Annotated in this window: 20 protein-coding genes and 1 tRNA gene; 14 read left to right on the forward strand and 7 right to left on the reverse strand. The window is 73.7% G+C overall.

Annotated elements, in window-relative coordinates:
* Position 1: 1 nt before the first annotated feature.
* From BJ976_RS01100 to BJ976_RS01110, 3 genes are all read right to left on the reverse strand, one after another.
* Complete coding sequence (locus tag BJ976_RS01100; protein WP_135029342.1) at positions 2 to 691, reverse strand: GntR family transcriptional regulator; 690 nt, start codon at positions 689 to 691, stop codon at positions 2 to 4.
* A complete protein-coding gene (locus tag BJ976_RS01105) occupies positions 688 to 2,328 on the reverse strand; it encodes a fumarylacetoacetate hydrolase family protein (protein WP_135029340.1) in 1,641 nt (546 codons plus the stop codon). Before BJ976_RS01105 ends, BJ976_RS01100 begins: the two co-directional genes overlap by 4 nt.
* 85 nt (positions 2,329 to 2,413) lie before the next feature.
* Positions 2,414 to 3,505, reverse strand: coding sequence for a hypothetical protein (locus BJ976_RS01110; RefSeq protein ID WP_135029337.1), 1,092 nt, complete (start codon positions 3,503 to 3,505; stop codon positions 2,414 to 2,416).
* Positions 3,506 to 3,626: 121 nt separating this feature from the next.
* Between BJ976_RS01110 and BJ976_RS01115 the strand changes: the two genes are divergently transcribed.
* The 3 genes from BJ976_RS01115 (at position 3,627) to pdxT (ending at position 6,151) form a co-directional block, all read left to right on the forward strand.
* On the forward strand, positions 3,627 to 4,472 hold the full coding sequence (locus BJ976_RS01115) for an HpcH/HpaI aldolase/citrate lyase family protein (protein WP_135029333.1): 846 nt from the start codon (positions 3,627 to 3,629) through the stop codon (positions 4,470 to 4,472).
* Between the two features lie 111 nt (positions 4,473 to 4,583).
* On the forward strand, positions 4,584 to 5,528 hold the full coding sequence (gene pdxS, locus BJ976_RS01120) for a pyridoxal 5'-phosphate synthase lyase subunit PdxS (RefSeq protein ID WP_135029332.1): 945 nt from the start codon (positions 4,584 to 4,586) through the stop codon (positions 5,526 to 5,528).
* Positions 5,522 to 6,151 (forward strand): pyridoxal 5'-phosphate synthase glutaminase subunit PdxT, encoded by a 630-nt coding sequence (pdxT, locus tag BJ976_RS01125; RefSeq protein WP_221419448.1) that lies wholly within the window; start codon positions 5,522 to 5,524, stop codon positions 6,149 to 6,151. The genes pdxS and pdxT overlap by 7 nt, the downstream gene beginning before the upstream one ends.
* 115 nt (positions 6,152 to 6,266) lie before the next feature.
* Here pdxT and aceB read toward each other — a convergent pair whose 3' ends face one another.
* The gene (aceB, locus tag BJ976_RS01130; RefSeq protein WP_135029466.1) at positions 6,267 to 7,940 is read right to left on the reverse strand and encodes a malate synthase A; all 1,674 of its coding nucleotides are present in this window, start codon (positions 7,938 to 7,940) and stop codon (positions 6,267 to 6,269) included.
* A gap of 52 nt (positions 7,941 to 7,992) precedes the next feature.
* Positions 7,993 to 9,285, reverse strand: a complete 1,293-nt coding sequence (gene aceA / locus BJ976_RS01135; protein WP_135029330.1) for an isocitrate lyase — start codon at positions 9,283 to 9,285, stop codon at positions 7,993 to 7,995.
* A gap of 277 nt (positions 9,286 to 9,562) precedes the next feature.
* On the opposite strand from aceA, the gene BJ976_RS01140 reads away from it, so the two are divergent.
* From BJ976_RS01140 to BJ976_RS01155, 4 genes are all read left to right on the forward strand, one after another.
* Positions 9,563 to 11,053, forward strand: a complete 1,491-nt coding sequence (locus BJ976_RS01140) for an XRE family transcriptional regulator (RefSeq protein ID WP_135029328.1) — start codon at positions 9,563 to 9,565, stop codon at positions 11,051 to 11,053.
* A 22-nt stretch (positions 11,054 to 11,075) separates the two neighbouring features.
* Positions 11,076 to 11,576, forward strand: coding sequence for a DUF456 domain-containing protein (locus tag BJ976_RS01145; protein WP_135029326.1), 501 nt, complete (start codon positions 11,076 to 11,078; stop codon positions 11,574 to 11,576).
* 131 nt (positions 11,577 to 11,707) lie between these two features.
* Entirely contained in the window at positions 11,708 to 12,184 is a 477-nt protein-coding gene (locus BJ976_RS01150; RefSeq protein ID WP_135029324.1) for a hypothetical protein, read from the forward strand.
* Positions 12,145 to 12,525, forward strand: coding sequence for a hypothetical protein (locus BJ976_RS01155; protein WP_135029322.1), 381 nt, complete (start codon positions 12,145 to 12,147; stop codon positions 12,523 to 12,525). Before BJ976_RS01150 ends, BJ976_RS01155 begins: the two co-directional genes overlap by 40 nt.
* Here the strand turns inward: BJ976_RS01155 and BJ976_RS01160 are convergent.
* A complete protein-coding gene (locus BJ976_RS01160) occupies positions 12,492 to 13,232 on the reverse strand; it encodes a FadR/GntR family transcriptional regulator (RefSeq protein WP_229667265.1) in 741 nt (246 codons plus the stop codon). The two genes, BJ976_RS01155 and BJ976_RS01160, sit on opposite strands and share 34 nt — an antisense overlap.
* A gap of 71 nt (positions 13,233 to 13,303) precedes the next feature.
* A complete protein-coding gene (locus tag BJ976_RS01165; RefSeq protein ID WP_135029320.1) occupies positions 13,304 to 14,965 on the reverse strand; it encodes an L-lactate permease in 1,662 nt (553 codons plus the stop codon).
* Positions 14,966 to 15,211: 246 nt separating this feature from the next.
* Here BJ976_RS01165 and BJ976_RS01170 point away from each other — a divergent pair, with 246 nt between their 5' ends.
* The 7 genes from BJ976_RS01170 (at position 15,212) to BJ976_RS01200 (ending at position 21,407) form a co-directional block, all read left to right on the forward strand.
* The gene (locus tag BJ976_RS01170; protein ID WP_135029318.1) at positions 15,212 to 16,069 is read left to right on the forward strand and encodes a (Fe-S)-binding protein; all 858 of its coding nucleotides are present in this window, start codon (positions 15,212 to 15,214) and stop codon (positions 16,067 to 16,069) included.
* Entirely contained in the window at positions 16,066 to 17,679 is a 1,614-nt protein-coding gene (locus tag BJ976_RS01175; RefSeq protein WP_135029316.1) for a LutB/LldF family L-lactate oxidation iron-sulfur protein, read from the forward strand. Before BJ976_RS01170 ends, BJ976_RS01175 begins: the two co-directional genes overlap by 4 nt.
* Entirely contained in the window at positions 17,676 to 18,398 is a 723-nt protein-coding gene (locus BJ976_RS01180) for a LutC/YkgG family protein (protein ID WP_135029314.1), read from the forward strand. Before BJ976_RS01175 ends, BJ976_RS01180 begins: the two co-directional genes overlap by 4 nt.
* Positions 18,399 to 18,457: 59 nt before the next feature.
* Entirely contained in the window at positions 18,458 to 18,862 is a 405-nt protein-coding gene (locus tag BJ976_RS01185; protein ID WP_184231799.1) for a VanZ family protein, read from the forward strand.
* 32 nt (positions 18,863 to 18,894) lie between these two features.
* Positions 18,895 to 18,967: transfer RNA gene (locus BJ976_RS01190), tRNA-Ala, on the forward strand.
* 230 nt (positions 18,968 to 19,197) lie between these two features.
* Positions 19,198 to 20,280 carry a glycosyltransferase gene (locus BJ976_RS01195; RefSeq protein WP_167736927.1) on the forward strand — a complete coding sequence of 361 codons (1,083 nt, stop codon included), beginning with the start codon at positions 19,198 to 19,200 and terminating at the stop codon, positions 20,278 to 20,280.
* The gene (locus BJ976_RS01200) at positions 20,277 to 21,407 is read left to right on the forward strand and encodes a glycosyl transferase (RefSeq protein WP_135029310.1); all 1,131 of its coding nucleotides are present in this window, start codon (positions 20,277 to 20,279) and stop codon (positions 21,405 to 21,407) included. The genes BJ976_RS01195 and BJ976_RS01200 overlap by 4 nt, the downstream gene beginning before the upstream one ends.
* Positions 21,408 to 21,433: the final 26 nt, after the last annotated feature.

Below are 21,433 nucleotides of genomic sequence, written 5' to 3' on the forward strand. Positions count from 1 at the left end.
CTCAGTTCTGGTGGTTGAGGTAGGCGTGCAGGGTGTTGAGTCGGTGGGCGCGGGCCGCGGCCTCGATCTCGGCGAACGGGGCGCCGGCCTCGATCAGCCGCAGCAGCTGCTCGTGCTCCTCCACGGAGGCGCGAGCTCGGCCGGGCACGTACGCGAACGTGGAGGAGCGCAGCGCGGCCAGGCGGGTCCAGCCGCGGTGCACGAGGTCGTGCACGTGCTCGTTCTGGTGGTGCTCGAACAGGATCGAGTGGAAGCGCCGGTTGAGCTCCGTGAAGGCCACCGGGTCCCACGTCTCGTCCGAGGCGGCCAGCTCCCGCATGGCCTGGTTCACCTCGCGGGCGGCCGCGATGTCCTGGGCGGTCACGTGCGGGGCGCACTGGGCGGTGGAGAAGCCCTCCACCAGCGCCAGCGTCTCCATGGTGTGGCGGTACTCGACCGGGTCGATCCCCACCACCGTGGCGCCCACGTTGCGCTCGTAGGCCACGAGCCTCTCGGACTGCAGGCGGCGGATGGCCTCGCGCACGGGGACCACGGACATGCCGAGCTCCGCGGCGATCTGGGAGAGCACCAGCCGGTCGCCCGGCTCGTGGCGCTGGTCCCGGATCCCCGCGAGGATCGCCTGGTAGGCGCGGTCCGCCTTGGAGGCGGTGGCGCCTCCCGGGCTCGCCTGTCCCGTGTCCGTGCGGGTCATGCTCGCCCGTCGCCCGCCGGCTGCGGGGCCTCCGGCAGGGTCTTGCGGTACTCGTCGAACGTGGCCTTCCACTCGGCGTTCGGGGGGAACATCCCGTCCACCGGGTGGCCGGCCTTGACCTGCTCGTACGCCCAGGCGTCCTGGAGCTCCTGCTCGTAGGCGTCGTCCACGACCTCCTGGAGCAGGGACGGCGGGATGACGACGACGCCGTCGTCGTCACCGACGATGATGTCGCCGGGCTGCACGGTGGTGCCGCCGCAGGCGATGGTGCCGCCGACCTCCCAGGGGATGTGACGGCGGCCCAGCACGGCCGGGTGCGTGGCGCCGGCGTAGACCTGGAGGCCGACCTCGGCCACGGCGGCGGAGTCGCGGATGCCGCCGTCCGTGATCACGGCGTTCGCGCCGTTCACCTGGGCGCGCAGGGCCAGGACGTCCCCGAGGGTGCCGGTGCCGTGCTCGCCACGGGCCTCCATGACCACCACGTCGTCCGGCTGCACCGAGTCGATCGCCCGCTTCTGGGCGTTGAAGCCGCCGCCGAACTCCTTGAACAGGTCCTCGCGCTTCGGGACGTAGCGCAGGGTCTTCGCGTAGCCGAGGACGCGCCGACCCCGGTGGATCGGGCGCGGGCCGTCGATGGTCGCGTTCTGGATGCCGCGCTTCTGCAGCTGGGCGGTGAGGGTGGCCACCGCGATGGCGTCGATCTTGGCGCGCAGCTCCGGGGTGAGCAGCGTCCGGTCCGGCTGCGGCGCCGAGGGCACCCAGTGTCCGTCCGCGTCCACCGCCGAGGAGGCGGCGGGGGCGTCGTCGGACTTCGGAGCGAGGCCTGCGGCCTCAGCGCCGGCGGGCAGGAGGCCTGCGGCCTCGCGCGACCCCCAGGCCTCCTCGCGCTGGGTGTCGTCCACCTGCGGGCCGTGGCCGTAGTCGGCCATCGGGTGCTCGGACTCGGTCACGTGCGTCACCAGGCGGCCCGTGGAGGGCGCGCCGGGGGCGGTGGGGGCGTCCACCTCCACCTCGACGACGTCGCCGGGCTGGGCCACGGACGAGCCGGCCGGGGTCCCGGTGAGGATGACGTCCCCCTCCTCGAGCGTCATGAGCTGGGAGAGGTCGGCCACGAGCTGGCCGAACGGGAAGACGAGTCCCTCGGTGGTGTCCTCCTGGACGACCTCCCCGTTGACCCACGTGCGCACGCGCAGCCCGGCGGGGTCCAGGTTCGCGGCCGCGATCACGGCCGGACCGAGCGGGGTGTAGCCGTCGCCGGACTTGTTCTTGACGTTCGAGCCCTTGTCTGCGTGGCGCAGGTCGTAGAGGCCCCAGTCGTTCGCGGCGGTGATCCCGGAGACGAACGACCAGCCCTCCTCGGGGCTGACCCGGCGGGCGGTGCGGCCGATGATCAGTGCGATCTCACCCTCGTAGGCCAGCAGCTCGGTGCCGGCGGGTCGCTCGACGGAGTCCCCGGAGCGGGCGATCGAGGTGCCGGCCTTGAGGAAGTAGCCGGGGAACTTCGGGGAGCGGCCGCGCTGGGCGATCCGGGAGGGGTAGTTCAGGTGCAGCGCCACGACCTTGCCTGGGCGGTTCTCACGGGCGGTGAAGTCCTGCTCGGTGACCGTGGGGGCGGCGGGCGATGTGCTCTGCGTCATGCGGCGGATCATATACGATCCGGTCGCGCGCGGGAAGGGGTCCCGGGCCGGCCTGTCAGCACCCGTCAGCGTCCGACGGCGCCGTTCAGGGGGCGTCCGTCTCCGCTGCTCCGGTGTCGGCGTCGCCGGTGTCCGGGGCGTCGGTCTCTGCGCCGCCCGTGTCCGGGGTGGCGGTCCCGGCGTCGGCAGGGGGCGACATGTCGGACGTGTCCGTCGTGTCGACGTCGACCCCGTCGGGGTCGGGGACGGCGTCGAGGGGCGCGGTGGTGGCGGTGGCGTCCGCCCCGTTCCAGCCGGTGGAGACGTCCGTGGGCGGCTCGGGCGGGGTGGTGACCCGTCCCTCGTCGGCGTCGGCGCCGTCCCCGGTGGGCCCGGCCTCGCCCGTGGTGGGCGCGACCGTGGGCTCGGCGGTCTCCTCGGCGGACGGCGTGGGCTCCGGTTCCGGCGTGGGCTCCGGGCTCTCCTCGGGCGTGGGCTCGGCGCTCCACTCCGGCGTGGGTGTCGGCGTCGGGGCGGGCTCGGGGGTCGCCTCCGCGGTCGGCTCCGGCTCCGTGGACGACGCCGGCGCCCCGCCCCCGGCCGCCGGCTCGCCGAGCGCCAGCGGCGCCAGGCCGAGGACGTCGTCGAGGTCCCGCCCGTCCACCTCGAGACGGACCCGTGCGGCGTCCGTCTGGGAGCGGGCCGTCTCGGCCAGCTGGGCGCGGATGCGCTCGGCCGAGCACGCGTCGGCGGCGGTGACGGTGCCGGAGAACGTGAACACCTCCGTGTCGCCGTCGCGTCGGTGGCCGGTGGGGGTGAGGGTCTCGGAGGTGGCCTCGACCTCGTTCACGAGGGTCGGGTCGCCGTGCTCGCCCTGGTCCTCGTCGAAGAGGAGGTCCAGGGCGGCGTCCGCCCGGTCCACCCCGCCGGAGGGCACGGTCTGCACGGGCACGAGCAGGTCGCCGCAGCCGAACGCGCGGCCCTCGAAGGACGGGTCCGCCTCGTCCTGGGGCACCACGAGGTGCACGGTCAGCGGCGCCATGTCCGAGGTGTCGTGGCCCAGCAGGTCCACGGGGCCGTCCGAACCCCCCACGGACGGCTCTCCCCCGGAGGGGAGCAGGCCGCAGCCGCCCAGCAGGACGCCGCCGGCGGCGAGGGCGGCCGCCGTCGTCAGGGCGGAGGACGGGGAGCGGCGCATGGGGACCTCTCAGGGGGGCGGGGCGGACGCGGCGGCGGGGGAGCGGCCGCGCGGGGGCCGTGTGATGGCCCCCATGCTACGGTCCGCCCGCTCCGGAGGGACCCCCGGATAGCATGGAGCCATGCCCCTGAGGAACCGCCGTGCCGCCGCGCTGCCCGCCAAGCTCAGCCGCACATGGCTGCTCGTCAACGCGGCGAAGCCCGAGGACTTCGCGCCCGGGCTCGCCTCCGAGGCGGACTCCGTGATCTTCGACCTCGAGGCCGCCGTGCCGGAGGACAAGAAGGACGAGGCGCGCCAGAACGTCGTCGAGGCCCTGTCCGGCGGCATGACCGCGTGGGTGCGCATCGGGGCGACCTCCACCGACCACTGGGCCCGGGACCTCGAGGCGCTCCAGGGCGTCGACGGCGTGCGCGGCGTGGTGCTCGCGGAGACGGAGGAGCCGGAGCAGGTGACCTTCACCGCCATGCGTCTGCGCGCCGGCACGCCCGTGATCGCGCTGCTGGAGTCCGCCCTCGGGATCGAGAACGCCACGGCCGTGGCCAAGGCGCCCGGCACGTTCCGCCTGGCGTTCGGCGTCAACGACTTCCGCAAGGACGTCGGTGTGGGGGAGGACCCGCTGGCCATGGCCTACGCGCGCTCGCGCATGGTGATCGCCTCCCGCGTGGGCCGGCTGCCCGGCGCGGTGGACGGCCCGCCCGGTGCGGGCGACGACGAGGAGGCCGTGCAGGAGTCCTCACGGGTGACCAACTCCATGGGCATGACGGGCCGGCTCTGCCTCAACCGCGGCCAGGTCGAGTGGATCAACCGGGGCCTGTCCCCGTCCGAGGACGAGGTGCGCTGGGCCCACGGCCTGCTGGACGAGCACGCCGCCGGCGCCACGGTGGGCGACGGCTCCTACCTCCCGCGCCTGCTCCGCGCCCAGAAGATCGCCGACCTCGCGGACTCGTACGGCCTCTGGAACGCCTGACCGGCGTGGCACCATAGACGGACCCCATCCCGACGACGTCCCCCGGGCTGCGCGCGTGCGCGTGGCAGGAGCCGGCGTCGTGCTGTCCCCTCCCGACCACGAGGAACCCCCATGAGCGACACCCCCGCGCAGTCCTTCTCCGCCTCCACCGCCGACGCCGCCGACGACGGCGCGCGCGGCACCGGCACCACCCGCGTGAAGCGCGGCCTGGCCGACATGCTCAAGGGCGGCGTCATCATGGACGTCGTCACCCCGGAACAGGCCCGGATCGCCGAGGACGCCGGCGCCGTCGCCGTGATGGCGCTCGAGCGCGTCCCCGCCGACATCCGCGCCCAGGGCGGCGTGGCCCGCATGTCCGACCCGGACCTGATCGACGGGATCGTGGAGGCCGTGTCCATCCCCGTGATGGCGAAGGCGCGCATCGGCCACTTCGTGGAGGCCCAGGTGCTGCAGGCGCTGAAGGTGGACTTCATCGACGAGTCCGAGGTGCTCTCCCCGGCGGACTACGTGAACCACATCGACAAGTGGGGCTTCGACGTGCCGTTCGTGTGCGGCGCCACCAACCTCGGCGAGGCGCTGCGCCGCATCACCGAGGGCGCGGCCATGATCCGCTCCAAGGGCGAGGCCGGCACCGGCGACGTCTCGGAGGCCATGAAGCACATCCGCACCATCCGCAAGGAGATCGCGCAGCTGCAGGGCCTGGCGAAGGACGAGCTGTACGTGGCCGCCAAGGAGCTCCAGGCCCCGTACGAGCTGGTCCGCGAGGTGGCCGAGACCGGCTCCCTGCCCGTGGTGATGTTCGTGGCCGGCGGCGTGGCCACCCCGGCCGACGCGGCCCTGATGATGCAGATGGGCGCCGACGGCGTGTTCGTGGGCTCCGGCATCTTCAAGTCCGGCGACCCGGCCGCGCGGGCGAAGGCGATCGTCAAGGCCACGGCCCAGTTCGACGATCCGGCCGCGATCGCCGAGGCCTCCCGCGGCCTGGGCGAGGCCATGGTCGGCATCAACGTGGGCGACCTGCCCGCACCGCACCGCCTGGCCGAGCGCGGCTGGTGAGCACGGCGCCCGCCGTCGGCGTGTTCGCGCTCCAGGGCGACGTCCGGGAGCACGTGCACGTCCTCGAGGCGCTGGGCGCCCGCACCCGTCCCGTTCGGCGGGCCGCGGACCTCGCCGGGCTGGACGGGATCGTCCTGCCCGGCGGGGAGTCGTCCGTGATGGACCGCCTGGCCGGGATCATGGGCCTCAAGGCGCCGCTCGCGGACGCGGTCCGCGGGGGACTGCCCGCCTACGGCACCTGCGCGGGGATGATCATGCTGGCCGCCGGCATCGAGAACCCCGCTCCCGGGCAGGGCAGCCTGGGCGTGCTGGACGTGACCGTGCGCCGCAACGCGTTCGGCACCCAGGTGGACTCGTTCGAGGCGGACCTGGCCGTGCCCGCGGTGTCCGCGGACCCGGTGCACGCGGTCTTCATCCGTGCGCCCGCCGTCGTCCGCGTGGGAGCCGGCGTGGAGGTCCTCGCCGCGGTGCCGGCCTCCCGGGCCGCCGGGGCGGACGACGACGGCGCCCCCGCCGCGGACCTGCCCGTCGCCGTGCGCGCGGGGCACGTGACGGCCACGAGCTTCCACCCCGAGGTCACGGGCGACTGGTCCTTCCACCGGGAGTTCCTGCGCGGGCTCTGACGGTCGGCGCGGACAGGACAAGCACCGCGCCAGCGCCCAGACACCACGACGCCGCCCACCTCGTGGAGGTGGGCGGCGTCGTGGTGGTCACCGGAGCGGAGCTCCGGCCGCCGGATCAGGCGTGGGCGAGGGCCGCGCGGCGGCGGGCCTCCGCGGACAGGAACCGCTCGTACGCCGGGAGGGTGAGGAAGTCCGGGAACTCCTGGGCGAGGGCCACCTCGGTGAAGATCTCCCGGGCGTCGTCGAACCGGTCGCCGTCGGCGCGCTCCAGCCCGGCGAACTCCTCCTCGGTCAGCTGCTCCACCCACGCGCGGGTCACGGTGCGCTCGCCGCCGTCGGCGGTCCTCGCCGTGGAGCCGGCGTCGATCCACTGCCAGATCTGCGAGCGGGAGATCTCGGCGGTGGCGGCGTCCTCCATGAGGTTGTGGATGGCGGCCGCGCCGTTGCCCCGCAGCCAGGACTCCACGTAGCGGATGCCGACCTCGATGTTCATGCGCAGACCCTGCTCCGTGATGGCGCCGGTGGTCGCCTTCACGTCCACCAGGGCGGCGGCGTCCGGCACCACGTCGTCGCGCCGGCGCGTGCGGATCTGGTTCGGCGCGTCCTGGAGGACGCCGTCGAACACCTCCATGGCCACCGGCACCAGGTCCGGGTGGGCCACCCACGAGCCGTCGAAGCCGTCCTCGGCCTCACGGGTCTTGTCCGCGCGGACCTTCGCCAGGGCGGCCTCGTTGGCCTCCGGGTCCCTGCGGTTCGGGATCTGAGCGGCCATGCCGCCGATCGCGGACGCGCAGCGGCGGTGGCACGTGCGCACCAGCAGCTCGGTGTAGGCCCGCATCATCGGCTGCGTCATCGTCACGTCCGCGCGGTCCGGCAGCACGAAGTCGGCGCCGCGGTCCCGGAAGACCTTGATGATGCTGAAGATGTAGTCCCAGCGCCCCGCGTTCAGGCCCGCGGCGTGGTTGCGCAGCTGGTAGAGGATCTCGTCCATCTCGAACGCGGCCGTGATGGTCTCGATCAGCACGGTCGCGCGGATGGTGCCCTGGGGGATCTCCAGGAGGTCCTGCGCCCTCACGAACAGGCAGTTCCACCACCGCGCCTCGAGGTGGGACTCGGTCTTGGGCAGGTAGAAGTAGGGGCCCCGGCCCCGGCGCAGCAGCTCCCGCGCGTTGTGGAAGAAGTACAGCGCGAAGTCCGCCAGGGCGCCGGACACTGGGGCGCCGTCCACCATGATGCGGTCCTCCATCAGGTGCAGGCCGCGCGGCCGCACGATGATGGTGGGGTGGTCCTCCAGCTCCGCGCCGGTGAGCCTGTACTCCCGGCCCTCCGGCGTGGTGAGGGAGATCGAGCCGCGGATGGCGTCCCGCAGGTTGACCTGGCCGGCGATCACGTTCTCCCAGGACGGCGTGGAGGAGTCCTCGAAGTCGGCGAGCCAGCACTTGGCCCCCGAGTTCATGGCGTTGATGGTCATCTTCCGGTCCACCGGGCCGGTGATCTCCACCCGGCGGTCGCGCAGGCCGGGGGCCAGCGGGGCGACGTGCCAGGAGTCGTCCTCGCGGATCTTGCGGGTCGCTGCCAGGAAGGTGAGCGGCTCGCCGGCGGCGATCCGGGCGCGCCGGTCGACGCGCTCCTGCATCAGCTCGCGGCGCCGGGGCTCCATGGCCCGGTGCAGGGCCGCGAGGAACTCGAGGGCGTCACGGGTGAGGATCTCGTCCTGGCCGGGGACCGGCTCACCGAGGATCCGGACGCCGTTCACGGTGGTGTCGCTGTGGGTGGTCTGCAGGGTCATCATGATGCGGACTCCTTCGTCTCGCAGAGGGGAGTGGGTCGACGTCGCCGGCTCAGTGGAACTGCCCGGCCTCCGTGGACTCCTTGAGGGCCACGGTGGAGGACTCGGGGTTGATGGCGGTGGACACGGCGTCGAAGTAGCCGGTGCCGACCTCGCGCTGGTGCTTGGTGGCGGTGTAGCCGCGGGCCTCGTCGGCGAACTCGCGCTCCTGGAGCTCGACGTAGGCGGACATCTGGCGCTCGTTGTAGCCCGTCGCCAGGTCGAACATCGAGTGGTTCAGGGCGTGGAAGCCGGCCAGAGTGATGAACTGGAACGTGTAGCCCATGGCGCCGAGCTCGCGCTGGAACTTCGCGATGGTCGCGTCGTCGAGGTTCTTCCTCCAGTTGAAGGACGGCGAGCAGTTGTAGGCCAGCATCTGGTCCGGGAACTCGGACTTGACGGCCTCGGCGAACTTCCTGGCCAGCTCCAGGTCCGGGGTGCCGGTCTCCATCCAGATCAGGTCCGCGTGCGGGGCGTAGGCCTTGGCGCGGGCGATGCAGGGCTCGACGCCGTTGCGGACCTTGTAGAAGCCCTCGGCGGTGCGCTCACCGGTGATGAACTCGGCGTCGCGCTCGTCCACGTCCGAGGTGATCAGGGTGGCCGCCTCGGCGTCGGTGCGGGCGATGATCACGGAGGGGACGTCGGCGACGTCGGCGGCCAGGCGTGCGGCGTTGAGCGTGCGGATGTGCTGGCCGGTGGGGATGAGCACCTTGCCGCCGAGGTGGCCGCACTTCTTCTCGGAGGCCAGCTGGTCCTCCCAGTGCACGCCGGAGGCGCCGGCCACGATCATGGCCTTCATGAGCTCGTAGGCGTTCAGCGGGCCGCCGAAGCCGGCCTCGGCGTCGGCGACGATCGGCACGAGCCAGTCCTCGACCGACTGGATGCCCTCGGAGTGCTCGATCTGGTCCGCGCGGAGGAGGGCGTTGTTGATGCGGCGGACGACCTGCGGGACGGAGTTGGCCGGGTACAGGGACTGGTCCGGGTAGGTGTGGCCGGAGAGGTTGGCGTCCGCGGCGACCTGCCAGCCGGAGAGGTACACGGCGCGGAGGCCGGCCTTGACCTGCTGGACGGCCTGGTTGCCGGTGAGGGCGCCGAGGGCGTTGGTGAACTCGCCCGTGCGGTGCTCCTCCGTGAGCTGCTTCCACAGCTTCTCGGAGCCGCGGCGGGCCAGGGTGTGCTCCTCCTGCACGCGGCCGCGGAGCGTGGCGACGTCCTCGGCGGAGTAGGTTCGCTCGATGCCGGCCCAGCGGGGATCGGTGTCCCAGCCCTGCTGGATCTGCTGCGCGGTGGTGTTCTGCTCGGTCATGGTCCTGGTCCTCTCGGGAGCGGTGCCGGGGAGGTTCGCCGCGGTGCCGCTGCGGTGCCTCTCCGGTGGGGGTGGAACCACTCTGGACGCGCCCGGCGGTGTCCGGGACCTGGAGTTGCGGAAAAGATCGCGACCATCTTCCCGATCCGTCAAGAACGGTGATTCTTCACGTCAGACCGCGCGCCGATGCGGCCTGCAGGTGCAGTTCTCCGACATCCCCGGGAAAGTTGACTCCGTCGCGCGGCGCGGGAGTGTGATCCCCGCTACCCTCATCGCCATGACCGCCCCCGCTGCCGCCACCCCCGAGGGCCCGCGCGTCGACGCCCTCGTGCTCGGCCGCCGGCTGCGCCACCTGCGCCGGGCGTCCGGGGCCACCCTGTCCGACGTCTCCGAGAAGGTCGGGGTGACCGCGTCCCACCTGTCCCTCGTGGAGAACGGCCACCGCGAGCCGCGGCTGACCCTGCTCACCGCGCTGGCCGACCACTTCGGCGTCGAGGTGGAGGACCTGCTGACGCGGGAGGCTCCGAGCCGTCGGGCGTCCCTCGAGGTGGCCGTGGAGCGGGCCCAGCGCGGCCCGCTCTTCCAGCGGCTCGGTCTGCCCGCGCTGAAGGTCGGCCCCCGCATGCCGGACGAGGTCCTCGAGGTGATCGCAGGGCTGCAGGCCGAGCTCGACCGGCAGATGGCCGAGCGGGTGTCCACCCCGGAGGAGGCGCGTCGGGCCAACAGCGCGCTGCGCGAGGAGATGCGGGCGTGCGGGAACCACTACGCCGACCTCGAGCGCACCGCCCAGGACCTGCGCGAGGCGGTCGCCGCGCCGGACGGCCCGTTGACCCACCACCACGTGTCCGTCCTGGCCGAGCATCTGGGGTTCGCCGTGCGCTTCGTGCCGGACCTCCCGCACTCGACGCGCTCGGTCACCGACCTCAAGAACCGCCGCATCTACCTGGCCCGCTCGCGGCGCCCGGACCACGACCCCCGGGCGGTCCTGCTGCAGGCCGTCTGCTCCTCCGTGCTCGGCCACGGGGAACCCGAGGACTACGCCGACTTCCTGCGCCAGCGGGTCCACACGAACTACCTCGCGGCGGCCATGATGATGCCCGAGGCCACCACCGTGAGCGTCCTGCAGGAGGCCAAGGAGCGCCGCGACCTCTCGGTGGACGACCTCCGGGACCGGTTCGGCGTCTCGTGGGAGTCCGCCGCGCACCGGTTCACCAACCTGGCCACCGAGCACCTGGGGTTGACGTGCCACTTCGCCAAGGTCCACGAGTCGGGGGTCTTCCACAAGGCGTACGAGAACGACGGCATCCCGTTCCCCACGGACCACATCGGGGCCATCGAGGGGCAGACGGCGTGCCGCCACTGGACCAGCCGTCAGGTGTTCGGCGTCGCCGACCACCTCGGCGCGTTCCCCCAGTACACGGACACCCCGGCCGGCACGTACTGGTCCGCGGCGGTGGTCGAGCCGACGTCCACCGGCTTCTACTCGCTCACCGTGGGCGTGCCCTTCGAGGGCGCCCGGTGGTTCCGCGGGCGGGAGACCAGCGCACGCACCCGCAGCACCTGCCCGGACCCCGAGTGCTGCCGCCTCCCCTCCGCGGATCTGGAGGCGGCGTGGGGCGGTCAGGCCTGGCCTGCGGCCCGCGCCAACGCGCACCTGCTGGCGGCGATGCCCGGCGGCGCGTTCCCGGGCGTGGAGGAGGTCCAGGTGTTCGAGTTCCTGCAGACGCAGGAAGGCCGGTGGCCACCGGAGGGAACCGCGGCGGAGTGACGGCGTCGCCCATACTGGGACCGTGACCCTCGCCGTGCTCGTCTCCGTCCTCGCCGTCCTGCTGCTGATCGTCGGCCTGGTCGGCACCGTCTACCCGATCCTGCCCGGCTCGATGCTGAACCTGGTCGTGTCCGTGGCCTGGGCGTGGATCCTGGGCTCCACCGCCTCGTGGACGTTCGGCCTCGTGGCCGCGGGCCTGTCGATCGCGGGCCTGAGCGCCTCGGCCGCCCTCACCGGGCGCCGGCTGGTACGGGAGCGCGTGCCGCGCGGGCCGATCCTCACCGGTGTCGTCGGCGCCGTGATCGGCTTCTTCGCCATCCCGATCGTGGGCCTGTTCATCGGCTTCGCGGTCGGCCTGTTCCTCGCCGAATGGCGCCGCCGCCGGGACGCCCGCGCCGCGCTGGCCTCCTCGTGGGGCGCCCTCAAGGCCATGGGCCTGGGCATGCTCGTGGAGTTCGTGTGCGCCATGGTGGCCCTCGCCGCGGTGGGCACGGGCATCCTGGTGCACTTCGCCACGGCCTGACCCGGGAGGACGGCGACGCCGGCCCGCGATGTTCACCGGCCCGTCACCCAGGCGGGGGTGAGCCGCACGCCCACTCCGGTCAGGCTGGAGCCGGGACCGGCCCCCCGCGGCCGTCCCGGAATCGAGGCGTCATGCTCCCGTCCCCCGCCCCCTACCGCCGCGGCACGACCTCGACCCTGCTCTTGAGCGCCGCCCTCCTGCTGCTGGGCGGGCCGGCCCTCGTGATGGGCGGGGCGGTCCGCTGGCTCGGGTGCCTCACCCCCGACGTCTGGGCCGTGGCATGCCCCATGCACGACGACGCGCTCGGCGAGCTGCCCGGCATCGACCTCCCGGTGGCGGCCGGCTACGCGCTCGTCGGCGCGGCGGCGCTGCCCGCGTCGTTCGGGCTGCGGCCGGGTCGGGGCGCCCGCGGACGGTGGGCGCTGCCCGCGCTCGGGCAGGCGAGCTCCCTTCTCGTCCTGCTGGTGACCCGTGCTGAGCGTCACCGGCGCGGCATTGGTGACCCTCGGCCGGGACGACACCCCCGGCCGCCTGACCGCCCGGTGGACCCGGGGGGACCTTGGCCGCCGTGGATCTCGCCCGCGGCATCGTCCCGATTGTGGTGCTGATCGGCGTCTCGGGCTCCCACGACGACCCTCCCGGCCTCTTCCTCCTTCCGGGGCTCGTCGCGCTGTTCCTGGCCGGCCTCCTGACAGCCGCCGCGGCTCGCGCCTCCCACCGGTGGAACCGGCGGGCACTGCCGGCGACGCTCGCCGGCGTCACCGCGGTCCTGGCCGCGGGCGCCGAGGCCGTCCTGGCCTCACGGGCGGGAACCGTCGTGCTCGCGGAGTCGGCCTTCGCCCTGGTCCTCGCCCTCCTCGGGATGGTCCTGGCCTGGCGGGCCGGTGTCAGCGGCCTGCACGGCTCCCGCGGATCTCAGTCCGCGAGGTCACCCGTCGCGAGTGCGTAGAAGCCCAGGATGTGCTCGCGCAGAGAGGCGGCGGCCAGCTCGCCGTCGCGCGCGTCGACCGCCGCGAGGATGCCGCGGTGCTCGTCCTGCAGCCGTCGGCGCACGGCGTCCCAGTCGGCCAGGGCACCCACAGCCTCGTGGACGTAGCCGACGACGGCCTGCCTCAGCGACGCCATGATGGTCTCCGTGACGACGTTGCCGCTCAGGGCGGCGAGGGTGATGTGGAACTGAGCGTCGAGCTCATGGAAGACGTCTCGTGGCAGGGCGGGGTCGTCCATGCGTTCCAGCAAGGTGGCCGCCTGGGCCATGGCGGCCCGTCGGGGGTCGTCGCCGAGCGCGGCGTCGCCGTGTCGGCTCGCGGCGAGGTGGGCCGCCTCGGTCTCGAGGAGCACGCGGGTGGCGACGATGTCCGAGACCGGAAGGGCCTGCGTGGCCACATGCATCCGCAGCGCCCATCCGAGGGCGGCCGAGGGCTCGGAGATCACCACGGCACCGGCGGTGGGGCCGGAGCCGGTGCTCAAGCGGACGAGCCCCATCGCGTCCAGGATGCGGGTGGCCTCCCGCACGGAGGCCCGGGAGATGCCGAAGCGTTCCGCCAGGGCACGCTCGCCGGGCAGCTTGACGCCCACCCGCACTCGGCCGCCGCGCAGCTCGTCCTCGACCCAATCGAGGATCACGGTGTGGGCGCGCGGGGCTGTGTCGGGCACGGGTGTCTCCTCCGAGGCGGATGGTGGCGTGTACTGCCCATCCTCGGACTCCGCCTCGGAGGAGCCGTGCGTCACGGAGCGGCGGGCAGCATCCAGGACAGGACCGTGGACTGCAGGTAGACGATCACGCACACGAGCAGCAGCAGGCCCACGGACCAGCCGACCACCCGGCGCAGGATCTCGCTCTCCCGGCCCTCCAGGGACACTGCGGTCGCGGCGATGGCCAGGGACTGCGGGGAGATCATCTTGCCCACCACGCCGCCGGAGGTGTTCGCAGCCACGAGCAGGGCCGGATCGGCGCCGATGTTGTGGGCGGCGGTCTGCTGGAGCTTGGCGAAGAGGGCGTTCGCGGAGGTGTCTGAGCCGGTGACGGCCGTGCCGAGCCATCCCAGCACCGGGGAGAGGAACACGAAGGCCGTGCCCAGGCCGGCCACCCATGTGCCCATGGCGATGGTCTGGCCCGAGAAGTTCATCACGTAGGCCAGGGAGAGCACGGTCATGATGGTCAGGGCGGACCAGCGCATGCGCCAGAAGCTGCGGCCGATCTCGGCCACCGCGTCCCCCATGCCCAGCCGGTAGCGGCCGCCCTCGTCGAACACGGAGTAGACCACGGTCATCACCAGGCCGGCGAACAGCAGCAGGGTGCCGGGGGAGGCGAGCCACTCCGCCTTGTACATGGTGTTGGCGATCGGGGCTCCCGCGGTGTCGACCAGACGGCCGTCCAGGCCCGGCCAGGGCGTGTTCGTGGTGGCGGAGGACAGAGCGGCCGTGATCGGCGGGACCAGCTTGGCCAGGCCGAAGACGGTCACCACGACGATGTAGGGCAGCAGGGCCATCCACACGCGGACGGGGGTGAGGGTGGAGGCGGTCGGGGCGTCGGTGACACCCAGCCGGGCGCGCGCCTCGGCCGCGCCCTTGGGCCGCCAGAAGCGCAGCATGACGACGGCCGTGCCCATGGAGACCAGGGCCGCGACCACGTCGGTGAGCTCGTAGGAGAAGTAGGTGGATGCGAACCAGATGGACAGGGCGAAGGCGGCGCCGATGACCAGCAGTGCCGGCCAGGTCTGACGGACGCCGCGGGCTCCGTCGATGATCAGCACGAGCAGGAACGGGACGAGGATGGCCACGAACGGGGCCTGGTGGCCGACGATGGCGCCGATGTGCTCGGCGGGGATGCCCGTGAGGGTGCCCGCGGTGGTGATCGGGATGCCGACGGCGCCGAACGCCACGGGCGCGGTGTTGGCCAGCAGCACGGCCGTGGCCGCGCGCAGCGGCGGGATGCCGAGCGCCAGGATCATGGTCGCCGTGATGGCCACGGGCGCGCCGAACCCGGCGAGCGCCTCGAGCAGGCCGCCGAAGCAGAAGGCGATGAGCACCGCCTGGATGCGGATGTCCCCGCCGCCGATCGAGTCGAAGATGGCCCGCATGTCCTCGAACCGCCCGGACAGCACCGTCACCTGGTAGAACCACAGCGCCATCACCACGATCCACACGATCGGGAACAGCCCGAAGGCGGCACCCTGGGTGGCGGACAACAGCGCGAGCTCGGCGGGCATGCCGAAGCCGACCACGGCCACGCCGAGGGCGACCGCCAGGGCGGCCAGGCCGGACTGCCACGCCTTGAGCTTGAGGAGCATGAGGGTGATGAAGAACGTCAGCAGGGGCAGGACCCCCAGCGCGGCGGACAGCCCGAGGCTGCCGGCGGCGTCGGGGACGGCGGAGTAGGTCTGCACGGATCCTCCGGGAGGGTCGGCGGCGGGTGCCGGGGCGGGGCGGCGACGCGTCGGTTCACGGGTGGCCGGGAAGTCGTGTGGTCAGTCCACAGCGGTCTGACCACGGAGCCTACTGTGAGCGGTGTCACCCTGCAAGGCCGGCATGGGCCGCCGCGTCAGGGGATGTCACCCGGGGAGGGCTGTGATGGGCGCCACGCGACTGGTATGGTCTGACCACACGCCGCCCCCACTCCTCGAGGAGGACCCATGCGGATCGCCCTGTTCGCCACGTGCATCGTGGACGCGATGTACCCCCGGGTGGCCCTGGCCACCGTGGAGGTCCTGGAGCGCCTCGGCCACGAGGTGGTCTTCCCCTCGGGGCAGGCCTGCTGCTCGCAGATGCACATCAACTCCGGCTACCTCGACGACGCGGTCCCCGTGGTCCGCAATCACGTGGAGACCTTCATGGCGGCCGACTACGACGTCGCCGTCGCCCCCTCCGGCTCCTGCGTCGCCTCGCTGGGGCACCAGCAGCCGATGGTCGCCCGACGCGCGGGAGACGAGGCCCTGGCCCGGGACGCCGAGACCGTGGCCGGCCGCACCCACGAGCTCTCCCAGCTGCTCACCGACGTCCTCGGTGTGACCGACGCCGCGGCGCAGCTGGGCTCCTGGTTCCCGCACACCGTCACGTACCACCCCTCCTGCCATGGCATGCGCCTGCTCCGTCTGGGCGACCGACAGCGGGACCTCGTGCGCACCATCGGGGGGATCGACTACCGCGAACTGCCTGACGCCGAGGAGTGCTGCGGCTTCGGCGGGACCTTCTCGATGAAGCTCCCTGACGTCTCCGGTGCCATGGCGGACGAGAAGATCGACAACGTCCGGAGGACCGGGGCCGAGGTGCTCACCGGGGGCGACGCCTCATGCCTGCTGCACCTCGGCGGCGCCCTCTCCCGCCGGGGCACGGTGACCGACGAGGGCCGACCGGTGCGGACCGTCCACTTCGCCGAGCTCCTGGCCTCCACCCGGGAGCGACCGCTCGACGTGGACGGGCCCGTGGAGCTCAGCATCCCCGGGGGGCGTCGCCGTCCTGCCGCCTGCGCCGCCGAGGAGGTCTCCCGATGACCCGCACCGCCCTGGGGATCCCCACCGTCCGCCCCGTGCACGGCCACGGCGCGATCGTCCTGGACCAGCCGTTCCGGCAGTCCGCGCAGGAGCAGCTGGCCAACGGGCAGATGCGCGCCAACATCCGCCACGCCACCCACACCATCCGGGGCAAGCGCGCCAGAGTGGTCGAGGAGCTGCCCGACTGGCAGGAGCTGCGCCGGGCGGGGTCGGCGCTGAAGCAGCAGGTCATGGCCGACCTGCCCGCCCTGCTTGAGCAGCTCGAGGCCAACGTCACCGCCCGCGGCGGCGTGGTCCACTGGGCACGGGACGCCTCCGAGGCCAACCGGATCATCACGGAGCTGGTGAAGGCCAAGGGGGTGGACGAGGTCATCAAGGTGAAGTCCATGGCCACCCAGGAGATCGAGCTGGAGGAGGCGCTCAAGGCGGAGGGCGTCGCCGCCGTCGAGACCGACCTCGCCGAGCTCATCGTGCAGCTGGGGCACGACAAGCCGTCCCACATCCTCGTCCCCGCCATCCACAAGAACCGCGAGCAGATCCGCGAGATCTTCGTGCGGGAGATGGCGGAGACGGACGAGACCCTGACCTCCGAGCCCCGCGACCTCGCCGAGGCCGCCCGGCGCCACCTGCGGGAGAAGTTCCTCTCCACCTCCGTGGCGATCTCGGGCGCCAACTTCGGGGTCGCGGAGACCGGCACCCTCGCCGTCGTCGAGTCCGAGGGCAACGGCCGCATGTGCCTGACGCTGCCGGAGACGCTCATCACCGTGATGGGCATCGAGAAGCTGGTGCCGACCTTCCAGGACCTCGAAGTGTTCCTGCAGCTGCTGCCGCGCTCCTCCACGGGTGAGCGCATGAACCCCTACACCTCGATGTGGACGGGGGTCACGGAGGGCGACGGCCCCCAGGAGTTCCACCTCGTGCTCTTGGACAACGGCCGGTCCGCGGTGCTGTCCGATCCGGAGGGCCGCTCGGCGCTCCACTGCATCCGCTGCTCGGCCTGCATGAACGTGTGCCCGGTCTACGAACAGACCGGCGGCCACGCCTATGGCTCCGTCTACCCGGGGCCGATCGGCGCGATCCTCTCCCCGCAGCTGACCGGTGTCGAGGAGGGGGCGAACGGCACTCTGCCGTACGCGTCCTCCCTGTGCGGGGCGTGCTACGACGTCTGCCCGGTGGCCATCGACATCCCCTCGATCCTCGTGCACCTCCGGGACGAGGAGGTCCAGGCCGCGCACGCCGCGAAGCGCGCGGCCGTCCGGGAGGCCGAGGGTCCCGTCGCCACGGCGCGGGCCGCCGTCCGGGCCGCGGTCCCGTCCCAGATGGACCTCATGATGGCGGGGGCGCGGACCGTGATGTCCTCCGGGGCGCGCATGGCCGCCGTCGAGCGGGGCCTGCCCGCCGGCCGCGCGGCGGCGGGGCCGGACCGTGTGCTCAGTTGGCTGCCCGGCATCGCGGGCGGATGGACGGATCAGCGGGACGTCCCCGCCCCGCCCCGGGAGTCCTTCCGGAACTGGTGGAGCCGCAACCGCGGGGCCGACGGCGTGCCCGCCCCGGCCGCCCGATCCGTCGAGCCGGCTGACGTGTCCGAGCGCGAGGAGGAGGACAAGTGAGCGAGGCCAAGGACGCGATCCTGAGCCGGGTGCGCGAGGCGCTCCAGGACCGGCCGGTCCCCGAGCCGGTCGCCCGGGGCTACCGACGTGAGTCCCTCCGGGACAGCGACGCGGTCGTCGAACAGCTCGTCGACCGGCTGGAGGACTACAAGGCGGCCGTGTTCCGCGAGGACCTGGCCACCGTGGCCGACCGGGTGGACGCCCTCCTCCGGCAGGCCCGCGCGTACGTGGTGCCGCCGGGGCTGGACGAGGCCTGGCTGCCCGGGGACGCCTGCGTGAGCGCGGCGTCGGAGCTCGTGTCCGAGGACGCGGGGGAGTCCCCCCGGGAGGCCGCGCTCCCCGAACGGGAGGGCCGGTGGCGGATCACCGAGCCCACGGCCGGAGACCGCGGCGCCCTCGAGGTGCGGGTGCTGAACGCCGTCGACGCCGTGGTCACCTCTTCCACCGTGTCCTGCTCGGAGACGGGCACGATCTTCCTCTCCGGACGGCCGGACGAGGGGCGCCGGGCGATCTCCCTCGTGCCGGACCACCATGTGTGCATCGTGCCGCTGGACACCGTGGTCGAGCTGGTGCCGGAGGCTCTGGCCCGGCTGGAGCCCACTGCCGCCATCACCATGATCTCGGGCCCGTCCGCCACCAGCGACATCGAGCTCGAGCGCGTGGAGGGCGTCCATGGGCCGCGGCGACTGGACGTCATCCTCCTGGACCGCGGACGCTGAGCGCCGGGCTCCGGGGCAGCGGCGGTCGACGCCGTCGCCCCGCCTGGCACCATGGACCGGTGCCCCGCCCCCTCACCGCCGCCCTGTTCGCCCTGAGCCTGGCCGCCCACCTGCTGGCGCTCTACCTGCCGGGCGACGACGTCCCGGACCCGGCCTTCGACGTCCCCGGCCTGGACAAGCTGGTCCACGTGGCGGCGTTCGGGGTCCCCGCTCTCCTGGCCGTGCTGCTGGTCCGCCGGCTGTGGCCGGCGCTCGTGCTGCTGATCCACGCCCCGGTCAGCGAGTCGCTCCAGACCGCCCTGGCCAACGGCCGCTCGGGTGACCCGGCGGACGTGGTGGCCGACGTCGTCGGGGTGGCCCTCGGTGCGTGGCTCGGCCTGGTCCTCGCGCGCCGGGGCCGGCCTCGTCCTCCGCAGCGGCGCGAGGCCGGGACATTTGGTCCTGACCGCGGGGAGCGCGTATGATTCTGGGGTGCCGTCGGAGCGATCCGACGTCTGGGGCTATAGCTCAGTTGGTAGAGCGTTTCGTTCGCAATGAAAAGGTCAGGGGTTCAATTCCCCTTAGCTCCACAGCACGGCAGGCCCGGGCGGTTCCGCCCGGGCCTTCGTCGTCCCTCCACATGGCGGAGCGGGTCCGCCACGGGATCCGGCGTCTTCCCGACCCCCCGCCCCCGGCGTACAGTCGGCGGGTACCGCCGAACGCGGTCGCCCCAGGTCAACCCCTGGGCCCCCGTAGTCGTGACCGGTGGCACCCCGCCGGTCCGGCCTCCGACGCCCGCAGGGGCCGGAAAGGAGTCACCGTGCGCCTCGCCGTCGTCACCCATCCGCTGCATCCCATCCGATCGCCCTACGAGGGCGGTCTCGAGATGCACACCGCCATGACGGTCGAGCACCTCGTCCGCCAAGGCCACGAGGTGACGGTGTACGGGCGTGAGGGGACGGACCTGCCGGGTGCCGAGGTCGTGCCGATCCTGCCGCCCGAGGGCGCCGGCCCGGACGAGGCCGGATTCGCCCTGCGGGAGCGGGCGCTCGCGGACGCGTGCGAGCGCATCCTCGTCTCGGACGTGGACGCCGTCCTCAACAACTCGCTCTCGCCCGCGCCGCTGCAGATGCTCGGCCCGCTGCCCATGCTGACGGTCCTGCACACCCCCGCCACCCTGGCCCCCGTCCTGGCCGTGACCGACGCCCCGGACTGGCACCCGCCCGTGCACCACCGCTGGGCCTCGGTGTCCATGTCCAACGCCATCGCGTGGCGGCACCGCCTGCCGCGCGTCGAGGTGGTGCCCAACGGGATCGACCTGGACCAGTGGGTCTCGGACGAGCGCCCCGTGCCGGGCCGCGCCGTGTGGTCCGGGCGGATCACCCAGGAGAAGGGCCTGCACGTGGCGATCGACGCCGCCCGGCAGGCCGGCATGGAGCTGCACGTGGCCGGGCCCGTGTCCGACCCGGCCTACATGGCGGACAGGATCCGCCCGCGCTTGGGCGACGACGTGGTGTACCACGGTCACCTCGGGCACGACACGCTGCCGGACCTGCTGGCCACGGGCGAGGTGTTCCTCGCGACCCCGCTGTGGGCCGAGCCGTTCGGGCTGGCCACGGTGGAGGCCATGGCCCTGGGCGTGCCCGTGGCGGCGCTGCTGACCGGGTCCATGGGGGAGATCGTGGCCCCGCAGGCCGGCGACCTCGCCGTGCACCACTCCGCCGAGGCGCTCGCCGAGTCCATCCGCCACGCCCGCCGCCGGGACCGCTCCCGCGTGGCCGCGTGGGCCCGCCGCTTCAGCGCGGACACCATGGTGGAGGGCTACCTCGCTCTGATCGAGCAGGCCTGCGAGGACCTGGAGGACGAGTCCGCCCGCGCCGCGGCGCCCGGGACCGCCGCGTGAGCGGGGGCGCGCGCCCGCGCGTCCTGCACTACGCGCACCAGCACGGCTCGGGGCACGTCCGCCACGCCGCGAACCTGGTGCGGGCCGACGTCGCGGACGTCACCGTGGCCACCGCCCACCCGGACGCCGCGGCGATGCTGCCGGCGGGCACGGAGACCGTGACCCTGCCCCCGGACCTCGTGGCCGGGCACGTCCAGCCGGCGCGCTCGCCCCTGCACTGGACGCCGGTGGCCCCCGCGATCCGGGACCGCTTCGCCGTCCTGCACGACGCCGCCCGCCGGGTCCGCCCGGACGTGTGCGTGGTCGACGTGTCCGTGGAGGCGGCGCTGTTCCTGCGGCTGGCCGGATTCCCGATGGCGCACCGGCGCATGCACGGCGACCGCACGGACGCCGCGCACCGGCTGGTGTACGCGGAGGCGGACGCCCTGTTCGCGCACTACCGCGAGCCCCTCGAGGACCCGGCATGGCAGGCGGAGTTCGGCGGGCGCACCGTGCACCTGGGCGTCCCGGACGTGGACGGCCGGCTCGGTCGGGCCGCGCGGCCCGCGCAGGAGGGGGTGGGCCTGGAGGCGGACGGGACGGCGTCCTCGGGCTCCGCCCCGCGGGTGGTGGCCGTCACCGGCACCGGCGGGGGAGGGGTGGCCGTCGTGGACCTGGCCCGCGCCGCCCGGCAGACGCCCGACGCCGAGTGGCACGTGATCGGCCCGGTGCGGGACGCCCCGGATCCCGACGCCGACGGCACCCCCGCGCTCCCGGCGAACCTCACGCTGCACGGGTGGACCGACGACGTCGCCACGGCCCTCGCCGGCGCGGACGCGGTGGTGGTCTCGGCCGGGCACAACGCCGCGGTGGACGCCGCCCGGTGCGGGCGGCCCGTGGTGCTGGCCCCGGAGACCCGGCCCTTCGCCGAGCAGCTCCGGTTCGCCGAGGCCGTGGAGCGGGCCGCGGGCGTGCCGTGGTGCGCGTGGGAGGACCCGGCGGCGGACTGGGCCGGCGCGCTCGGCCGGGCCCTGGGCGAGCCCGCCGCCGCGGACCGGATGGCCGCGGCGCTGCTCACCCCGCCGGCGGAGTACGCCCGCGCGTGGCGGCGCGTGCTCGAGACCGCCGCCGCGGCCGAGCGGCGCTGACCGGACCGGGCCCCGCCGCGGCCCTG

The sequence above is a fragment of the Micrococcus flavus genome (assembly GCF_014204815.1).
GTDB classification, from domain to species: Bacteria; Actinomycetota; Actinomycetes; order Actinomycetales; family Micrococcaceae; genus Micrococcus; species Micrococcus flavus.

Excerpts from the sequence above, each read along its gene's own strand:
- BJ976_RS01175 (WP_135029316.1), top strand. The coding sequence starts at position 16,066 with ATGACCCGCACCGCCCTGGGGATCCCCACCGTCCGCCCCGTGCACGGC.
- BJ976_RS01170 (WP_135029318.1), top strand. The coding sequence starts at position 15,212 with ATGCGGATCGCCCTGTTCGCCACGTGCATCGTGGACGCGATGTACCCC.
- BJ976_RS01150 (WP_135029324.1), top strand. The coding sequence starts at position 11,708 with ATGCTCCCGTCCCCCGCCCCCTACCGCCGCGGCACGACCTCGACCCTG.
- BJ976_RS01140 (WP_135029328.1), top strand. The coding sequence starts at position 9,563 with ATGACCGCCCCCGCTGCCGCCACCCCCGAGGGCCCGCGCGTCGACGCC.
- BJ976_RS01105 (WP_135029340.1), bottom strand. The coding sequence starts at position 2,328 with ATGACGCAGAGCACATCGCCCGCCGCCCCCACGGTCACCGAGCAGGAC.
- BJ976_RS01100 (WP_135029342.1), bottom strand. The coding sequence starts at position 691 with ATGACCCGCACGGACACGGGACAGGCGAGCCCGGGAGGCGCCACCGCC.
- aceA (WP_135029330.1), bottom strand. The coding sequence starts at position 9,285 with ATGACCGAGCAGAACACCACCGCGCAGCAGATCCAGCAGGGCTGGGAC.
- aceB (WP_135029466.1), bottom strand. The coding sequence starts at position 7,940 with ATGACCCTGCAGACCACCCACAGCGACACCACCGTGAACGGCGTCCGG.
- BJ976_RS01110 (WP_135029337.1), bottom strand. The coding sequence starts at position 3,505 with ATGCGCCGCTCCCCGTCCTCCGCCCTGACGACGGCGGCCGCCCTCGCC.
- pdxS (WP_135029332.1), top strand. The coding sequence starts at position 4,584 with ATGAGCGACACCCCCGCGCAGTCCTTCTCCGCCTCCACCGCCGACGCC.
- BJ976_RS01115 (WP_135029333.1), top strand. The coding sequence starts at position 3,627 with ATGCCCCTGAGGAACCGCCGTGCCGCCGCGCTGCCCGCCAAGCTCAGC.